Annotated in this window: 17 protein-coding genes; 11 read left to right on the forward strand and 6 right to left on the reverse strand. The window is 63.0% G+C overall.

Translation table 11 applies throughout. The features are described from left to right. The first annotated feature begins 102 nt into the window (after window positions 1–102). From J6525_RS04040 to J6525_RS04050, 3 genes are all read left to right on the forward strand, one after another. Window positions 103–1,506 (forward strand): TAXI family TRAP transporter solute-binding subunit, encoded by a 1,404-nt coding sequence (locus tag J6525_RS04040; protein ID WP_225163128.1) that lies wholly within the window; start codon window positions 103–105, stop codon window positions 1,504–1,506. 180 nt (window positions 1,507–1,686) lie between these two features. Continuing rightward, window positions 1,687–3,249: an alkaline phosphatase D family protein gene (locus tag J6525_RS04045; RefSeq protein ID WP_225642244.1), complete on the forward strand. Its 1,563-nt coding sequence runs from the start codon at window positions 1,687–1,689 to the stop codon at window positions 3,247–3,249. Window positions 3,250–3,795: 546 nt separating this feature from the next. Beyond that, window positions 3,796–4,557, forward strand: a complete 762-nt coding sequence (locus J6525_RS04050) for an N-acetylmuramoyl-L-alanine amidase family protein (protein WP_376708433.1) — start codon at window positions 3,796–3,798, stop codon at window positions 4,555–4,557. Between the two features lie 22 nt (window positions 4,558–4,579). Here J6525_RS04050 and J6525_RS04055 read toward each other — a convergent pair whose 3' ends face one another. Both J6525_RS04055 and J6525_RS04060 read right to left on the reverse strand, forming a co-directional pair. Beyond that, window positions 4,580–5,701: a hypothetical protein gene (locus J6525_RS04055; protein WP_225642246.1), complete on the reverse strand. Its 1,122-nt coding sequence runs from the start codon at window positions 5,699–5,701 to the stop codon at window positions 4,580–4,582. Between the two features lie 92 nt (window positions 5,702–5,793). Next, a complete protein-coding gene (locus J6525_RS04060; RefSeq protein WP_225642248.1) occupies window positions 5,794–6,168 on the reverse strand; it encodes a response regulator in 375 nt (124 codons plus the stop codon). 201 nt (window positions 6,169–6,369) lie between these two features. Here J6525_RS04060 and J6525_RS04065 point away from each other — a divergent pair, with 201 nt between their 5' ends. From J6525_RS04065 to J6525_RS04075, 3 genes are all read left to right on the forward strand, one after another. Beyond that, window positions 6,370–7,134 carry a Crp/Fnr family transcriptional regulator gene (locus J6525_RS04065; RefSeq protein ID WP_225642250.1) on the forward strand — a complete coding sequence of 255 codons (765 nt, stop codon included), beginning with the start codon at window positions 6,370–6,372 and terminating at the stop codon, window positions 7,132–7,134. A gap of 199 nt (window positions 7,135–7,333) precedes the next feature. Next, complete coding sequence (locus J6525_RS04070; protein WP_225642252.1) at window positions 7,334–7,918, forward strand: hypothetical protein; 585 nt, start codon at window positions 7,334–7,336, stop codon at window positions 7,916–7,918. A 206-nt stretch (window positions 7,919–8,124) separates the two neighbouring features. Continuing rightward, window positions 8,125–8,895, forward strand: a complete 771-nt coding sequence (locus J6525_RS04075) for a response regulator transcription factor (protein ID WP_225163134.1) — start codon at window positions 8,125–8,127, stop codon at window positions 8,893–8,895. Window positions 8,896–8,910: 15 nt separating this feature from the next. On the opposite strand, the gene J6525_RS04080 is transcribed toward J6525_RS04075, so the two are convergent. From J6525_RS04080 to J6525_RS04095, 4 genes are all read right to left on the reverse strand, one after another. After that, window positions 8,911–10,383 (reverse strand): HlyD family type I secretion periplasmic adaptor subunit, encoded by a 1,473-nt coding sequence (locus J6525_RS04080; RefSeq protein WP_225642254.1) that lies wholly within the window; start codon window positions 10,381–10,383, stop codon window positions 8,911–8,913. Beyond that, window positions 10,380–12,119 carry a type I secretion system permease/ATPase gene (locus tag J6525_RS04085; protein ID WP_225642256.1) on the reverse strand — a complete coding sequence of 580 codons (1,740 nt, stop codon included), beginning with the start codon at window positions 12,117–12,119 and terminating at the stop codon, window positions 10,380–10,382. The genes J6525_RS04080 and J6525_RS04085 overlap by 4 nt, the downstream gene beginning before the upstream one ends. 146 nt (window positions 12,120–12,265) lie before the next feature. Continuing rightward, window positions 12,266–12,724 carry a hypothetical protein gene (locus tag J6525_RS04090; protein WP_225163137.1) on the reverse strand — a complete coding sequence of 153 codons (459 nt, stop codon included), beginning with the start codon at window positions 12,722–12,724 and terminating at the stop codon, window positions 12,266–12,268. 266 nt (window positions 12,725–12,990) lie between these two features. Further along, window positions 12,991–14,370, reverse strand: a complete 1,380-nt coding sequence (locus tag J6525_RS04095; protein ID WP_225642258.1) for a hypothetical protein — start codon at window positions 14,368–14,370, stop codon at window positions 12,991–12,993. Window positions 14,371–14,673: 303 nt separating this feature from the next. Between J6525_RS04095 and J6525_RS04100 the strand changes: the two genes are divergently transcribed. From J6525_RS04100 to J6525_RS04120, 5 genes are all read left to right on the forward strand, one after another. Continuing rightward, window positions 14,674–15,393 (forward strand): prolipoprotein diacylglyceryl transferase, encoded by a 720-nt coding sequence (locus tag J6525_RS04100; RefSeq protein ID WP_225642260.1) that lies wholly within the window; start codon window positions 14,674–14,676, stop codon window positions 15,391–15,393. Then, window positions 15,374–16,819, forward strand: coding sequence for a radical SAM protein (locus J6525_RS04105; protein WP_225642262.1), 1,446 nt, complete (start codon window positions 15,374–15,376; stop codon window positions 16,817–16,819). Before J6525_RS04100 ends, J6525_RS04105 begins: the two co-directional genes overlap by 20 nt. Further along, window positions 16,816–17,097, forward strand: coding sequence for a hypothetical protein (locus J6525_RS04110; protein WP_225642264.1), 282 nt, complete (start codon window positions 16,816–16,818; stop codon window positions 17,095–17,097). Before J6525_RS04105 ends, J6525_RS04110 begins: the two co-directional genes overlap by 4 nt. An 18-nt stretch (window positions 17,098–17,115) precedes the next feature. Further along, window positions 17,116–17,367 (forward strand): hypothetical protein, encoded by a 252-nt coding sequence (locus tag J6525_RS04115; RefSeq protein ID WP_225642266.1) that lies wholly within the window; start codon window positions 17,116–17,118, stop codon window positions 17,365–17,367. A gap of 97 nt (window positions 17,368–17,464) precedes the next feature. Next, window positions 17,465–17,626, forward strand: a complete 162-nt coding sequence (locus tag J6525_RS04120) for a hypothetical protein (protein WP_225642267.1) — start codon at window positions 17,465–17,467, stop codon at window positions 17,624–17,626. The last annotated feature ends 45 nt before the right edge of the window (window positions 17,627–17,671 follow it).

The raw sequence follows: 17,671 nt of genomic DNA on the forward strand, positions 1-17,671 counted from the left end.
GGAGTTGTAACATCTGTCCATTCAGTAATTTGCTACACATAGAGGATGTATGCGCGTTGGTAGTTTTGCGAGATTGAGCCCCGACGATTGTTTGCGAGATCGATGACAGACGGCTCCGCCAGCATGTCGCCCAAGCCGCTGCGTTCGGCAAAGCGGCGGCTGATGTTCGTTTTGATCGCGGGCGCGCTGGCCATCATCGGCACGTTGCTGGCCGGCTATTATTTCGCCGTGCGTCCGGTGACGCTGCGGATCGCGGTCGGTCCCGCCAACAGCGATGACGTCAAGGTCGTGCAGGCGCTGGCGCAGGCCTTCAACAACCAGCAGAACACCCAGGTCAAACTGAGGCCGGTGCAGACCGAGGGCGCTACCGCCAGCGCCCAGACGCTGGCCGACGGCAAGGCCGATCTCGCCATCATCCGCGGCGATCTCGAGGTGCCGAAGAATGCCCAGGCGGTCGCCACCCTGCGCAAGAATGTCGTGGTGATGTGGGTTCCGCCCGCCAAGGGCAAGGTTCGGAAATCCGCGCGGATCACCAAGATCGCGCAGCTCGCCGGCCGCAAGATCGGCGTCGTCGGCCGCACCCCGGCCAATGTCAATCTGCTGAAGCTGATCCTGACGCAATACGGCGTCGACCCGATGAAGGTCGAGATCGTTCAATTCCCGGCCAATGAGGCGGCGGAAGCGATCAAGAATCTCAAGGCCGACGCCTATCTCGCCGTCGGCCCGGCCAACAGCAAGATCACGATCGATGCGATCACGGCGTCGGTCCGCGACGGCGGCGAGCCCAGCTTCCTTGCGATCGACGCCTCCGAGGCGATCGCGCAGAACCATCCGGCCTACGAGGCCGCGGAAATCCCTGCGGGCTCGCTCGGCTCCGCCGACCGGCCCGACGATGAGGTGAAGACGATCAGCTTCTCGCACCACATCGTTGCGCGGAAGGGCCTGTCGGACTCGACGGTCGCGGCATTCACGCGGCAATTGTTCGCGATCCGGCAGTCACTCAAGACCGATTTCCCGCTCGCCGCCAAGATCGAGACGCCGGACACCGACAAGGATGCCACCATTCCGGTGCATCCGGGCGCCGCCGCGTTTGTCGACGGCGAGGAAAAAACCTTCCTCGACCGCTACAGCGACTACATCTGGTGGAGCCTGATGGCGTTCTCGGCGATGGGCTCGGCCGGTGCGTGGTTCGCCGGCTATCTCAAGCAGGACGAGCGCAACACCAACACCTCGCAGCGCGAACGCCTGCTGGAGATGCTGAAGACCGCACGGCAAAGCGATTCGATCGAGGAACTCGACCAGATGCAGGCGGAGGCCGACGACATCCTGCGCCACACGCTGGACTGCTTCGAGCACGGCGCCATCGAGGAAGGCACGCTGACCGCGTTCAACATCGCGCTCGAGCAGCTTCATAACGCCGTCGCCGACCGCAAAGCGCTGCTGTTCAGCATGCCGCAGAATTTGCAACGGGCTGCGACGCAGTTCAGGGCGGCGGGCACGGCATAGGGCGCCGCCAATCTTTATCCGCAAACTCCCCTTGCCTCCCCCGCACTCGGGAGAGGGAGCCTGACAGATGTGCTTCCCTTACGTCCCGCACTCCCGCCGCTGTAATGTCTCCGTCATGGAATTTTTCTAGGTCTTGGCGCGCCTGCGGCGCATTGTCGCTGTGACCTGAGGAGGCTCCCCATGACGATCCGGTTCTCGCGAAATCTCACCCGCCGACGCTTTCTCTCCACGGCGGCTGCGGCCGGCGCCGGCGTGATTGCGATGCCCTATCTGTCGCGCGCCGCCGACCGTCCCGCGATCACCCATGGCGTGCAGTCGGGCGATGTCGGCGTCGACGGCGGCGTGGTGTGGGCGCGTGCGGACCGGCCGTCGCAGATGATGGTCGAGGTCGCGACCACTGAATCGTTCAAGGACGCCCATACGCTGCCGCCGATCACGGCGCTGCCCGAGAGCGACTTCACCGCCAAGATGCTGCTGGAGAACCTGCCCTCCGGCCAGGACATCTTCTACCGCGTCCGCTTCCGCGACCTCGCCCATATCGACATCGTCGGCGAGCCGGTGGTCGGACGCTTCCGTACCGCGCCGAGCGATCGCCGCGACGTCTCCTTCGTGTGGGGCGGCGATGTCGCCGGCCAAGGCTGGGGCATCAATCCCGACGACGGCGGCATGATCACCTTCGCCGCGATGAAGAAGCACGCTCCGGATTTCCTTCTGCACTCCGGCGACACGATCTACGCCGACGGCGTGATCCCCTCCGAGGTGAAGCTTCCCGACGGCAAGATCTGGAAGAACGTCACTATACCCGAGAAGGCCAAGGTCGCCGAGACGCTCGACGAATACCGCGCCGCCCACAAGTATAACTTCCTCGACAACAACGTCCGCGCCTTCAATGCCGAGGTGCCGATCTTCGTGCAGTGGGACGATCACGAGGTGACCAACAACTGGTCGCTGTCGAAACAGCTGCCGGCGGCCTACAAGGAGCGCGACATCAATGTGCTCGCGGCGCGCGCGGCAAAGGCCTTCCACGAGATGTATCCGATGCGCGAGAGCATCGTCGAGCCGGGGCGCGTCTATCGCACGCTGAGCTACGGTCCGCATCTCGACGTCTTCATGCTCGACGAGCGCAGCTATCGCGGCCCCAACGGCCCGAACCTGCAGGAGCAGTATGGCCCCGACGCCTATTTCATCGGCCCCGACCAGATGGCCTGGCTGAAGCGCGCGCTGCTCAACTCGCGCGCCACCTGGAAGGTGATCGCCTCCGACATGCCGCTCTCGCTGATCGTCTATGATGATGCGGCCAACAAGAAGGGCTCGGAAGCCTTTGCGCAGGGCGATGGCCCGGCGCGCGGCCGCGAGCTCGAGATCGCCGATATCCTGCGTTTCATCAAGACCGCGGGAATCGTCAACACGGTGTGGCTGACCGCCGACGTGCATTACGCCGCCGCGCACTACTACAACCCGAACAAGGCCCAGTTCCAGGAGTTCGATCCGTTCTGGGAATTCGTCTCCGGTCCGCTGCATGCCGGCACGTTCGGTCCGAACGAGCTCGACAACACCTTTGGCCCCGAGGTGAGGTTCATCAGGGCGCCGGGCGAAGGCAACCAGAACCTGCCGCCGTCGGCCGGCATGCAGTTCTTCGGCCACGTCAAGATCGACGGCAAGAGCGGGCAGATGACGGTAAGCCTGCGCGACCGCGTCGACGCCGAGCTGTGGGCGATCACGCTCGACCCGAAGCCGGTCTAGTGTGCTGAATGCGAAGTTCGTGCGATTTCGCGGCAGCCACTTTCACGAACTTCGCATTCATAAAGCACACTAGAATTATAAGTTTGCTAGTGTCCTTATCGAATCCGAAGTTCGCTCCGAAGGTGCGGCAAATGATGCGAACTTCGGATTCGGGACACTAGTTCGGTCACAGCCACGACGGAACCGGACTCTTCGTCTTGACGGCCCTGCCTCCAAGGCGAGGCAACGCGATTGCCGGGGATGGACCTCCCCGGCATCTTCCGGTACCGATGTCAGAGCCGTTATGCTGGGGGCCCGGAGGGGCGGAGCATGAGGCGCTGCGAATTCTTTCGCGTGCTCGGTGGTAGCGTTGCGAGGTTTCGGCCTGGCCGCTTGTTGGTCGTCGCGATCGCAGTGTTCGCGCTGCTGCCGATCGAAGTCAGCGATGCCGGCTGGCTGCCCGATCTCTTTAAGAGCTCACCCAAGCATGCCAAGTCGCCGAAGCGCGCGAAGGCGACAAGGGCTGCCAAATTGGCAAGGCACCGCGCTCCGCCCAGGCACCGCGCCATGCGGCTGGCCGCCCTTGGGCCAGTCACCCTGCCGCTTTCAGCTCTCAAGCCAGCCGCTGCCAAATGCGATCCCGCGACGTTCCGGATCGTGCTGGATGTCGGACATACCGCGCAATCGGAAGGCGCGATCAGCGCGCGGAATGTCGCCGAGTTCACCTTCAACCTGCGCCTTGCGAAGCTGATCGAGGAGAGGTTGAAAGCCGAAGGCTTTGCCGAAACCAGGCTGCTGCTGACCGAAGGCAAAGCGAGACCGAGCCTCTTCAAGCGGGTCGCCGCCGCCAACAATCTGCACGCGGATCTGCTGATGTCGATCCACCATGACTCCGTGCCCAACAAGATGCTCGAGGACTGGGAGTTCGAGGGCAAGAAAAGCCACTTCAGCGACCGCTTCAGCGGCTACTCCGTGTTCGTCTCCCGGGACAATCCGGACTTCAAGACCAGCCTCCGCTTCGCCGAACTGGTCGCCGGGGAAATGAAGGCCCAGGGCCTGCATTATGCCGAGCAATACAGCCAGGCCATCATGGGTCGTTACCAGCACCCGTTGCTGAACAAGGATACCGGCGTCTACAGCAACGATGAACTCATCGTGCTGAGAAAGACCGCGATGCCCGCGATCCTGCTGGAGGCAGGCTCGATCATCAACCGGGACGAGGAACGCGAGATGGACTCGCCCGAGCGCCAAAATCTCATCAGCAGCAGCGTCGCTTCCGCCGTGAAGGAATTCTGCGAACCGCGATGGGCGCTGCTCGGTCCACCCTGACGGCCGAGCGATCGGCTCCTCCTCAGCCCGGCTTGCCCGACTTGATCTCCTTGAACTTGGCAAGCGCCTGCTCGAACTTGGCGTTGAACAGCCACATCGCATCGAAGATCTCGCGGAAAGTCGGGGATGTTCTTGCCCGGTCGGCCCGGCCGAACGCGAAGACGCTGTTGTTGCGCAGATATCGCATGATCCTGGGATCGGAAATTCTGTAGCCTACGAGGTTGCCCGATTTGAGCGCTGCCCTGGTCGGCGTGGGAATGATCTGGATCAGCTCAAAGACCTTCATCTGATCGATCGGGTCCGGCAGCGCTTTCTGGATCGCCGCGACCTGCGGGAAAAGTTCGGCGTGTGCGTTCATGAGGCCGTCCCGCACGGCGGTCCAGTGATTGAACCTGTGGTCGAGGTTGCCGACCCGCGCCTCTTCCCGGTCGTCGCGACGGCTCAGCGCAGGATCGAGCGTCGCGATCGACCCCTTGATGGCGGCCCATTTCCTTCGGCCGTCGCGATCCTCGGACGGGCCGGTCTGCAGGCTTCCTTTATAGGTGTTCGACCGTGCATTGCCCGCATTCTGCTTGCCGTTCGTCTCGGCAAAGAAGAGGCCGAGGCTGATACGGCCCGCGACGGCGGCGTCGGCGGCGTCAAGACCCTTGGCCCGCGCGATCACCGTTGCCAGATCGACCACGTCCTTGAATGGCGTATCGGATGTTTGCGCACCGGCGGGCGGCGCCTCCATGACGTCGAAGAGCTTCCTGTACTCATCGAGCAGCGGCTCATTGTCGGCGTTGAAGTAGGCCGGGGGGATTCCGAATCTGTTGGGTCTTCCAATCCTGGACGGAAGCGCATCGGTGAGGTCCTTGTAGGCGCTCATCATCTCGACACGGGCCAGATAGATCGCCTGGCCCGGCAAGTCGGGCAGCGGCTGCTTCGAATCGATCTGCGCGCGGCGCTGGCGCAGGATCGACTCGAAGCCCTTCAGGGCTTTGTCGTAGGTCTCAAGCGCGGCCGATTGCTCGCTCGAGCGTGCGGCCGGCGTAGCGAGAGCTGGCGACACGAAGCGACCGACGACGGCCGAGCCGAACGGCGGCGCTGGCAGCAGCCCGAGAGCGAGCGCGGCTGCGGGCGCAGCAAATATCCTGATCACCATGACGCTTTCCCGAAGCGTTTGCGTCACCGAATCCGACAGGCTGGATGGTAGACGACGAACGCGCCGACGGCGAGGCCGAAGCCGGCAATGCGTCAACGTCCGTTTCGCAGCGCCGCCTCCAGCGCCTCGCTCGAGCACGGCTTGGTCAGCCGCGGCTTGCCGGCGAGCGATGCCGGCAGCCGGATATCCGCACCATAACCCGTGACGAATGCGAACGGCACCTTCAGCGCATCCAGCCGCTCGGCGATGGCGAACGTCTTCTCGCCCCTGACGAGGCCGACGTCGAGCAGCGCGAAATCCGGCGCGCGTTCGGCGATCAGCTCGAGCGCCCGGGCGACGTTCGTGGCGGTGCGCACCGTCCGAGCGCCGAAGCCGAGGATGGTGTCCTCGAAATAGAGCGAGATGATCGGATCGTCCTCAACCACGAGGACGTCACCGGGCATGCCGGCATTGGGGGTGAAATCCATGGCGTGCCAGTTTCCGTTTTTAAAGCATGGATGAAAGACCGGATCAGTCCGGCCGGATTGGCCCGCGACCGGCGCCTGAAAGCACGCCGGCTGTTCCCGAGGTGAAACCCATCACATCGCGGGCTGCCGCGTCTGTTCACTAGTGAACATAAATCCGGGAACTTTCCGATTATGGTCCGAGTTGGGTTCTCAGGATTTCCAATGATCACGAAACGGACCGAGTTGGCCGGGACGAGTGACCGGCCGTTCAACAATCTTTTGCGCCGGCTGAACGCCGCCGATTACGAACTGATCGCGCCGCACCTTGCCTTGGTCGAGGCCGCGGCTGGCGATCTGCTCTACAATCCCGGCGACGACGTCCAGACCGTGCATTTTCCATGCGGGCCGAGCCTTGCGTCCTACATGGTGCCCAATGAGGACGGCCGCGATGTCGAGACCATCCTGGTCGGTCGCGAGGGCGCGGTCGGCGGCATCGTCAGCCAGGGCTTCCTGCCGGCCTATACCCGCATCACCGTCAAGTTCGGCGGCCCGTTCGCGCGGCTGCCGGTCAGCAAGCTCGACGCCGCCAAGCTGACGTCGATCTCCGTGCGCAACATCTTCGCGCGTTATGCCGACTGCATGCTGGCGCAGATTTTCCAGTCGACCGCCTGCAATGCGATCCACTCGATCGAGCAGCGCGCGGCGAAATGGATCATCTCGGCGATGGAGCGCACCAACGGCAACGGCATGGTGCCACTTACCCATGAACAGCTCTCGACTTTGCTCGGCGTCGGCCGCAGCTACACCAGCCGCGTGATCCAGAACTTCAAGGCGGAAGGCGTGCTGGAGACGCGCCGCGGCGCGATCGTGATCCGCGACCCGGACAAGCTGCGGCAGCGCTCCTGCCTGTGCAACGACGCCGTCAAGGATCATTTCGAGGAAGTGCTGCGCGGCGTGTATCCAAGCGAGGACAACCCGGCGAGCTAGGGTGTGTACTCATAATTCGTCGCATCCGCCATGCTTCCGGAAGCCGACGCTAAACCCGACATCGCCGTAGGGTTCGTCCTATCGCCCCGAGCCCGCGCGCTTAATGAGCGCTTAACGCTTTTGCGCAACAGATAGGATCACCAGCGCGGAATTAGTCCTAGTTATGAGTGCGAGCCGAGCTCCCGAGGAGGGGAATCGGATGGGACTGCTTGTTGTCGGAGCGCTGGCAGGAATCCTGGTCGGCTTTGGCTGGTTCGCGCCTTCCCGAGGGTATTTCCTTGGGTGTGGGTCAAGACCTTGTTTCGACAAGGTTGCAGTCGCCCGACCCACAGAGCCCATGCCGGCGGCGTTAGCCCCGGTGCCTGCGATCGTCAAATCGAATTCTGCAACCCCGGCAAAATCCGGCGGGAGAGCATCATCGAAGAAACACAGACCGCCCGACCTCGCCAAGGCGGCGTCTCCGCGGACGAGGATCAACGTCCCGACACCCGAACGCGCCGCGGACATGGCAGATCCTGTCCTCACCAAAGCGAAGGTCACGATTGCAGCGCAGATAGAGGATCCGGGATCGGCCGAATTCAGCGACATGAAGCGCGCCATGCGAAAGAACACGCTCGGTCGCGCCGTGGATACGATTTGCGGGCGCGTGAAAGGAAGGAGTGCGTCGGGCGGAGAGATTGGAGGAAGGCCGTTTCTGTATCTTGTGAAGGAGGATGAAGCGTATGTCGTCGACGGCAAATCGGGGTCGGCGGCGTCAACGGCGTATCGAAATATCTGCAAATAGGGGATGCGTCGACCGCGCCGCGGCGCGCGTCCAAATGATTTGAGCGGAAAGAATTTCCCACCCAGGCGCCAGGCTATCCCGCAATGGATGCGATCCTGATGTCGGGGCTGCGCGTGATGATGCATTCAGGATGAATGCCGCAACGGTAAATGCGCAATACGGATCGATGGGACTGTCGCAGAAATTCTTTTCATTCCGAGGAAATCATGGACGACATAACCTCAAAACGGCTCAATGGAGCGCTTCACGTACCGGTTCTGGTGATCATCGAGCCGCACCTGTTGCCGCGCACATGTATTCTCAACGTCCTCAGACGGGAATTGGCCGACTTCGAGATCCTCGACATGGCAACGGTCCAGGGCCTGGACTGCATGTCGGCCCGCGACGTTCGTCTGGTGCTGCTGAGCATCGCGGACAAGCCCATCGGCGATCCCTCGGTCGAGGACGATCTCGCCTTCGTGGCCGAGCACTGTCCCAATGCCGCCGTCGCAATCCTGTCAAACCATGACGACGAGCCGACCGCACAAGCCGCGATGCAGCGGGGTGTTCGCGGCTTTCTTCCCACCTCGCTACCAATCGAGGTCGTCATAGCCGGCCTGCGCCTTGTTCTTGTCGGCGGCGTCTACAGGCCGTTGCCGGTCGCCGAAATGAACAGGATGCCGGGTTTCGATCCGCCGGACGCGCGCGGGCTTGCGTCCGCATATCTGATGAACGAGGCAGCCAGGGCGGTCATCGACAGGAGCGATCTCACGCCTCGAGAGCAGCACGTCCTGGCGGAATTGGAGCTCGGCCTGCCCAACAAGCTGATCGCAGCCAAATTGAAGCTCTCGGAAAGCACCGTCAAAATGCACATTCAGCATATCATGAGGAAATGTGCCGCTCACAATCGCACGGAAGCGGTCCTGCGCTGGCGCGGCCGGTCGCTCGCGCAGAATCGCGATCACGACCCGGGCACAGCCCCAATGCCGGAGACCTAGTCACCCTGAGCGGGATCAATCCTCTCTGAATGCACCGCGGAAGCTGTCGAGCAGGGGCCTGAGCGCGTAAAGTGCGACGGTACCGCGCCCCGTGGTGATGAACACTTGAACCGGCATACCGGGGACGATCTGGAAGTCGTTTGCGGCGATCTGCGCGTCGTCGATCCGGATCTTGGTCGCGTAGTATGGCTGGTCGGTACGCTTGTCGAGTAGCCGGTCTGCCGATACGTGCACGACGATTCCCTTCAGGCGCGGTACGCGACGCTGATTGTACGGCACGAGATGCACCTCGGCATTGAGGCCGGGATGAACCACATCAATATCCTCGGGCCTCAGGCGGGCGGTCACGATGAGGCGGTCTTGCCGCGGCACCAGCTCCATGAGCGGAGCACCCGCCCCGATGACGCCGCCCGCTGTATGAATCCGCAAGTCGGTTATCACGCCGTCCTCAGGCGCCTTCACCTCCGTTCGCGACAGCTGATCCCTGGCCGCAAGCAACCGCTCGCGGAGCTGGAATATCTGGTTCTGTGCTTCTCGAAGCGACTGTGCGATCTCGTTCTGCCTATCGCTCTCGAGCTTGAACAATGTGGCCTGCTGCTCGCTGATGACCTGCCCGGCGCGAGAAATCTGCGCGGTGATCTCGCCGCGGCGACCCTCAACGTCGGCCAGTTCACGTTGCAGGTTCAGAAGCCGCGGCCGCCGTTCGAGTCCCTTGTTCACGAGCGTCGTGACCATATCCAGTTCTTCCCGGACGATGTCGATCCGCTGCCCGGTGGCGTTCTGCTGAGCCTTGAGACCTTCGATCTCCCTCTCGACTTGGAGCCTCCGTTCGCGAATGACCGCAAGCTGCGACTCATGAACCTGCCGGCGCGCCTGAAAAATGAACTGCTGCGCCGACACCGCGGCGGCGGCCACCCCATTTCGCTTGCTGTCCTGCTCCAGCGCGCTCGGGGTTGCGATGCTCTCAAAGTTCTGCTGCTCGGCCTGAAGCCGTGCGGCACGAGCAATTGCATCCCACAACTGGCCTTGAAGGCTTTGCACCTCCGAACCGGGCCGGGTGTCGTCCAGCGCGATCAGCGTCTGTCCGCTTCGCACGATATCGCCGTCCGCAACCAGGATCTTCCTGACGATCCCGCCTTCCAAATGCTGAATCGTCTTGCGGCTCGATTCCGATTCCACGACGCCGGAAGCGATCGCGGCGCTCTCGAGAGGCGCGAGGCACGCCCATGTGCCAAGCCCCAGCATGAAGCAGAGCACCAGCAGGTTGCCCGCCAGGGTGATACCGCGAAGCCGTCTACGCGGAGAGATGGGTGTCGGGGTCGCACACCATGGATATTCGAGCGGCTCGAAATCGTCGATCGCGGTAACCACGACTCCGAGTCGTCCGGCGCGCGGGGGGCTTGCCGGCGTTCGCACGAGCCGGTCCCAGATCGTGGGTAGCCTTGATATCGTGGAAAGCTTCCAGATGACGAGAGGATTGCGGATCATGGCGCGATCCGCGATGTAACCTGGGGTCGGTTCAGGTGCCGCTCAAAGATTTCCTCGCTGTCGCCGAAAGCGACGACCGCCCCCTCTTCCATAATGGCAATCTTGTCTGTGGCTGCGAGGAGACCCATACGATGAGTGACGACGACCAGGATGACACCGGCGAGCTTCATGCGCTCGATAGCGTCCAGCAGCATTCGCTCGCCCCCGTAATCGAGACTGGCATTCGGTTCATCGAGAACGATCAGGCGTGGACCGCCGAAAAAGGCCCGGGCAAGACCGAGGCGCTGCCGATATCCGCGCGAGAAGGATTTTTCACGGTGAATCACCGTGTCGTACCCGTTCGGCAGGCGCATGATCGCCTCATGAATTCCGACCAGCTTGGCCGCTTCCACGACCTTCCGCCGATCGGCATCATCAAGCCGTGCGATGATATCGCCTATCGTATCGCCGAGCAGGTCGATGTCCTGGGGGAGATAACCGAGACGGTGACCGCTTAGGCCCTCGCGAAGCAGCGAGACGTCGGTATTGTCGAGCAGGACACAGCCATGAGTTGGCGTCGACAGCCCGGCAATCACCTGGCCAAGCAGCGACTTGCCTGACCCGGACGCACCGATAATGCCAAGGCATTCTCCGCTCGCGAGCGTGAACGATACACCATTCAGCAGAACGTGGTTGGTCCCCGATAGCCTCACGCCGACGTTGTCGACAACGAGACCGCTCGACGCCTGCCGCTGCGAAACCTCCGGATCCTGCCGTCCGGCGGCGGCGGCGGACGCGGCGAGAACCGCACCGAGCCGCTGACAGGCACTCACGGCCGTCCTGAGTGACTTCCAGCCTGCGATCGCACTTTCGACCGGCGCGAGCGCGCGGCTGAACATCAGTGTCGAAGCAAAAATGATCGCCGGACTCTTTCCGTGATCGAGGACAAGCCACGCGGCAGCCCCCATTATCAACACCTGCGACAGCGCGCGGACCGGCTTGGTGACCAGCATCACGATCTCGCTTCGCCGGATTGCCACATCGTGCTCTCTGCGTGCCTCCCGCGCGTCATGATAGATCGTGCGCGCAGCGCTATCGAGCATTCCCATGGCGCGGATCATGTGGATGTTGCCTGCGGCGGCCTGGAGGCGGCCATAGCTTCTGGACAACGCGGCGCCGGATCTGAGCAGAACGTCCTCGGTAACCAGATCTCCGGCAACCGTGAGAGCGAAGAGGAAAGCCACACAGCAGGCGCCTACTACGCCAAGCAGGGGATGGATGAGAAAGAGGACCAGGAGAAACAGGGGCGCCCAGAGTGCGTCGAACAGCATCGGACATGCGCCGGAATCGATGAACTGGCGCAGCACGGTGAGATCCCGACAGGCGTCCGACGCCCGCGTCCAATCGCTGCGAAACGCGGATTCGAGGCTGGCCGAAAGCACGCAAGGACGGAGCCGATCGTCGAGCCAGGCGCCAAGGCGACCCAGGACAGCGCGCCGCAAGGCATCGAACACGCCGCCGACCACGACCGTGATCGCGACAATGAGCGTGAGCAGGAGCAGTGTGTCGCCGCTCCGGCTCGACAACACCCTGTCGTAGATCTGAAGAAGGTAGATGGAGGGCGCAAACAAAAGCAGGTTGTAGCTGCAGCTATACCCGAATACGAGACCAAGCGGTCCCGCACAGGACCAAAGGGCCGCGTGCAGTGGCGTCGAGATCTGCGGCAGGACAGGCAACCGTATGGGCGGCATCAGCATGATCGTCACCGCCTGAAATCGAAGTCCGGCGCACTTGCCCGACAGCCAACGCGATCTGCCAAGAAGCGCATCGGCAGGGCATCGGCTTGAACTGCAGGACCGGCAGCAATGGCCGCCGGTCCCGCCACGGTCGGACGAGCCGATGGTCAGAATGTATCGAGGTGGAAGCTCACTTCTCCACCCAGCGCGGCGTTGCCGTCTCCGCCATTGCCGCCGATGCCAGCCAGGACATCCTGGTGCTGGTCCACCGAGAGCTTGTTGATCTGGGTGGCATCCGTATTGGCATATACCTTGGAGGTATCGTGGCCGCTGTAGGATTTCTGGCTTCCGTTCGATTCGGCGCTTCCGCCATGGGCCTTCGCAAACACCGAGGCCGTCGCGTTCGCGCCGCCGGCGTCCCAATCTGCCGTCTGAGTGACGTGGTCGCCGGTGTTCACATGCACATCGGCACCTTCTGCCTTGTTGGTTGGATCGAAGTTGAGGGTCGGCTTGCTGATGATAGCTCCCTTGAAGGTACCGTCGCCGCCATTTCCGACACTTTGACCACCGGTGTTGATCGATTTGAATTCGATCGAATCCGAGATGCTGATCGCCTTGGGCAACATTTGAGCCTCCGTCCTTGTGTTGGCTGTCGTGCATCATCCATCCCGATCAGGCGGACGCACACGGGCGAGTCTGATCCGGCGATGCGCGCTGCCGATAGATGTCAAATCGGACACCATCCGGGTTGGTCGACCTACGTACGAAAGTATGACATTCGTCGCGCAACATCGGAGCTCGAAACATCGGGGAGGACGACTCTGCGCGAGATTTGCATGCGCAGGGAGTCCGCTACCTTGCGACCGGCCTGCGCGAGCGGCGCGATGCTTCGCTATGCCAGCAGGTGAAGATCGGACAGAAGATGGGCGGAAAGATCGCCACCCAGCGCGAGATTGCCGTAGCCGCCGTCCCCACCAAGTCCGGCAATCTGGACCGCACTCTGGTCGATGTGCACGTTGTTGACCTGATCGGCCACGGCCGTCGAATGGGGCCCCGCGATTGCGATATTGATGGGTGCATAGATCGCGACGCTGACATCGATCAGGCTGCCGGCAAAATAGCCGTTGCCGCCGTTGCCTGCGCCGTTCGAGCCGGTCGCAATCGTGTCGGAACCGCCCCACAAGCCGTGGGAAAGAAGGCTTGCATGGCCGCCCGTCGCGGCGTTGCCATTGCCGCCGTGCCCGCCCATGGCGACGATCTGAACTACGGATTGATCCACGTCGGCGTCATTCGTCTGGACTGAATGAACGTTGGAGCCATAGCCCGCGACTGCGATGTTGATCGGGTCGTACACCAAGATCGAGGAATGCACGAGACTCCCGTAGAACGCGCCGTCGCCGCCATTGCCGGCCTGACTCCCGCCCGTTTGAACGTCCCAGACGCTTCCTCCGTTGCTTGATCCCCAACTGGGGTCGAGCGTGATGATGCTGCCGCCGAAGGCCACATTGCCATTTCCGCCACTTCCGCCGACACCCGCGATCTGCGTGGCCGATTGATCGATGTCGACTGTGTTCGATTGACTTGCATGGGCCGTGCCGCCTGAGCTCGCCACCGCAATATTGATCGGATGATAGATCACCACGGGAGCGTCCACCGACGCACCCGAGAAATGGCCGCTGCCGCCGTTTCCGGCGCCGTTGTCGCCGCTCCCGATCACGCCGGGGCCCAGGGAAGCACTGATGCTGCCTCCCGATGCAAGGTTGTCATTCCCACCATGTCCGCCGACGCCGGCCATCTGAAAGGCGGATTGATCGACATTCAAATCGTTGGACTGGTTGGCCACGGCGGCCGAGCCGTATCCCAAACTCACCGAAATGTTGATCGGTTCATAGATCAACAGGGATGCGTGAATGATACCTCCGTAGAAGTAACCATCTCCGCCGTTCCCGGCGGTGTTCGCCCCGCTCTCGATCGAAGCGATGCCCGTCGCCGAATGGGATGCGCCGGCAGCAGGCTTCGTTGCCGAAGCATCCAGGCTCGCCGCAGTGTGGTTGCCGACGTGGCCGCCCGTGCCGACCCCCGACGCGGTGGGATGGTCGGATTGGCCCGGGCCAGAGTCATAAGGCGGGGAATTCGCGGTCACGGGATGCGCATCGAGCCCTGCAAACGGGCTGCTCGGTGCCGGGTCCGGCTCGTCGTCACCATCATGCCCATCGTGGCGATGAGAGGCGTGATGCAGCCGGATCCCATCCGACATCCGCGAAAAATCCATCGTAGCCTTCCTCATCGCAATCGCTCCGCGCAATCGGGACGGGTTTTGCACTCCGGACAGAATGTCATCCTGGGAGGGTCGAAAGCCCAGCCGTCAGTTCGGATATAGCGCTTCGGATGGACGCCGTAACATCGGCTATATCCGTTCTGGCGCGGTTACAGCCTTTGTCGTTTTGCGCGGGCCGGCGTCGCCGGCGTGGTCCATCGGCCCGCCGCTCCCATGAGGACGGTTGATAACCTCGCCCCGCCATTGCAATCGGGAAGCCGCTATCGCGGACCGCGAAAATCACGCTACACTCGCCTCATGAGTGGGGCTGAACTTCACGCCGTCTTCGACGTTGCAGCATGGGGCGCGGCCGCGCTCGCCATGTGGTGGCTGTCGCGCCGGCGCGGGCTGCAATTCCCCCGGCAATCCTTCGAGCTGCCCTACATCGCCGCGCTGGTGTTCGGCGCCGGCATCGGCGCCTACATCTTCGGCACGCTGAACCTGTGGTTCTCCGGCATGTCCGGCGTCGCCCGCTCGGTCGAGGGCGCGCTGGCCGGCGGCATCGTCGCGATCGAGCTCTACAAATGGCGACACGGGATTTCGCTGCGCACCGGCGCGCGGTTCGCGCTGCCGCTTGCGATCGGCGTCGCGGTCGGCCGTCTCGGCTGCTATTTCGCGGGGCTCGAGGATTTCACCTATGGCACGCCGACCACGCTGCCCTGGGGCCATGATTTCGGCGACGGCGTGCCGCGTCATCCGGTGCAGCTCTACGAGAGCCTGGCGATGGCGGCGTTCGCGGCATTCTATGTCTGGGCCGTGTTGAACCGAAATGCCGCCGTCATCACCAACGGATTCTACCTCGTGCTGTTCTACTACGGGCTGCAGCGCTTCCTGTGGGAATTCATCAAGCCCTATGGCGCGCTGATCGGACCATTCTCGCTGTTTCACCTGCTGTCGCTGTTTGTCATGATTTACGCCGCCGTTATGCTGGCGACGGCGCCGAATGTGAGCTTGAAGCATGAACGCGCCGCTGCGTAAGGCACGCCCTTACATCTTCTGGGGCCAGACCCAGTCGCTCTGCGAAACCTGCCTGGCCCTGGTGCCGACCAAGATCCAGATATCAGGCAACGAGGTCTGGTACGAGAAGCGCTGCAAGCGGCATGGCGTGCAGTCGACGCTGGTCTCGACGGACGCGGCCTACTGGCGGCTGTGCAAGGATTTCATCAAGCCCGGCGACCGGCCGCTCGCGTTCCAGCGCCACACCGAATTCGGCTGCCCCTATGATTGCGGGCTGTGCCCCGACCACGAGCAGCACTCCTGCCTGGCACTGATCGAGATCACCGAGCATTGCAATTTAACCTGCCCGGTGTGCTTTGCGGATTCCTCGCCGGCACGCTCGAGCTTCACGCCGCTGGCAAAGATCGAGAAAATGCTGGACGCGCTGGTGGCGAGCGAGGGCGAGCCCGACCTGGTGCAGATCTCCGGCGGCGAGCCGACGCTGCATCCGGATTTCTTCGCCATTCTGGATGCGGTGCGCGCGCGCCCGATCCGCCATGTCATGATCAACACCAACGGCCTCAGGATCGCGCGCGAGCCCGACTTCGTGGCGAAGCTCGCCGAGAACAAGCGCGGGCTTGAGGTCTATCTGCAGTTCGATTCGCTGCAGCGCGAGGCGCTGGTCAATCTGCGCGGCGCGGATTTGCGAAAAATCCGCCAACAGGCACTGGAGAGTCTCGAGCGCGAGGGCGTCTCGACCACGCTGGTCGCGACCATCAAGCGCGGCATCAACGACGGCGAGATCGGCGACATCGTCCGTCACGCGCTGACCTGGAAGTGCGTCCGCGGCGTCACGCTGCAGCCGGTGCAGGACGCCGGCCGCAACGAGCATTTCAACAAGGACACCGACCGCATCATGCTGTCGGAGATCCGACGGCGCGTGATCGAGACCGGGGTGTTCGGCGCTGACGACATGATCCCGTTGCCCTGCAATCCCGAGAGCATCTCGATCGGCTATGGCCTGCGCAACGGCGACAAGGTGTTGCCGCTGACGTCGCTGATCCCGCAGGAGCAGCTCATCGCCGTGATGCCCAACACCATCAGCCCCGAGAAATATCCGGTGTTGCGGGAGAAGTTTATCGACCTGTTCTCGCTGTCGTCGGGGCCGCTGAACACCTCGGAGCGGGTCTGCGAATTGCTGTGCTGTCTCCCGAGCTTCGAGGTGCCGGAGGGGCTGACCTACGAGAACGTGTTCCGCGTCACCATCGTGCAGTTTCTCGACCGCTTCAATTTCTGCGTCGGCAACGTCAAGCGAAGCTGCATCCACTTCGTCACCGAGAGCGGCGCGATCATCCCGTTCGACACCTATAATCTGTTCTACCGTGACGGAAAGATCGACGGCATCCGCGCCGCGCTGGCCGGCCAGACCTACCGTGAAGCCCGGCAAGGCGAGGAGGTGCCGCGATGAGCGAGACCAATCCACCGCCCATCCCGCCTGCACCATCGGAGCCACCCTACAAATACGTCCCGCCGCCGCCGTCGCCACGCAGCGGCTGCGCCACCGCGTTCATGGTGCTGTTCGGGCTGGTCCTGCTGCTGCCGGGGCTCTGCGCCCTGCTGTTCGGGTTCGGCGTCCTGAGCGAGTCGAAAACCGATCCCTCCATTCTCTTCCTGATCCTGCTCGGGCTCGCGGTCTGCTTCGCCGGCGTGATGCTGATCCGCGCCGCGATCACGGGAAGGCGCTGACGGGCCATTCGACGACGCATGTCCGACACCGACGAGCCGCCCCCGGAACGATCATCGATGCCGCCTTCTGCCGCGGAAGGCTGCCTGTCGATGCTGATGCTGCTGGTCGGCATCGTGTTGTTGCTTCCGGCCTTATGCGTCGTGATGGCTGGCCTCAAATCCGGCATATCGTTCAGAGCGGCCGACCTCCCTATCGTGCTCGTCATTCTCGCGATCGCCCTCGTTGGTGGCTGGCTGGTCTGGTTGGCGACGCGTCCGCGAGAGCGCTAGATCGGCAAATCCCGTGAGCAATTCCGACACACCCCCGCCATACAGGCCTCCGAGGCCTCCGGAACCCGGGCAGCGCAACGGCTGCCTGACCGCCCTCATGCTGGTGGTGGGGGTGATCCTGCTGATCCCGGGGGTCCTGTGCGCCATTCTCAACGCCAAGATGGGCGCCGGGGCCGGCGGCGACCCCATCACCATGTTCGTGATGTTGGTGGCGCTGGGCGGGCTTGGCCTGATCGTGTTCGCGATTACCCGGAAGTAAGACCTGAAAGCCCCTCAAAACCCGCCTTTGGAACCAAAATCAGCC

Source organism: Bradyrhizobium australafricanum (assembly GCF_020329495.1).
GTDB lineage: Bacteria > Pseudomonadota > Alphaproteobacteria > Rhizobiales > Xanthobacteraceae > Bradyrhizobium > Bradyrhizobium australafricanum.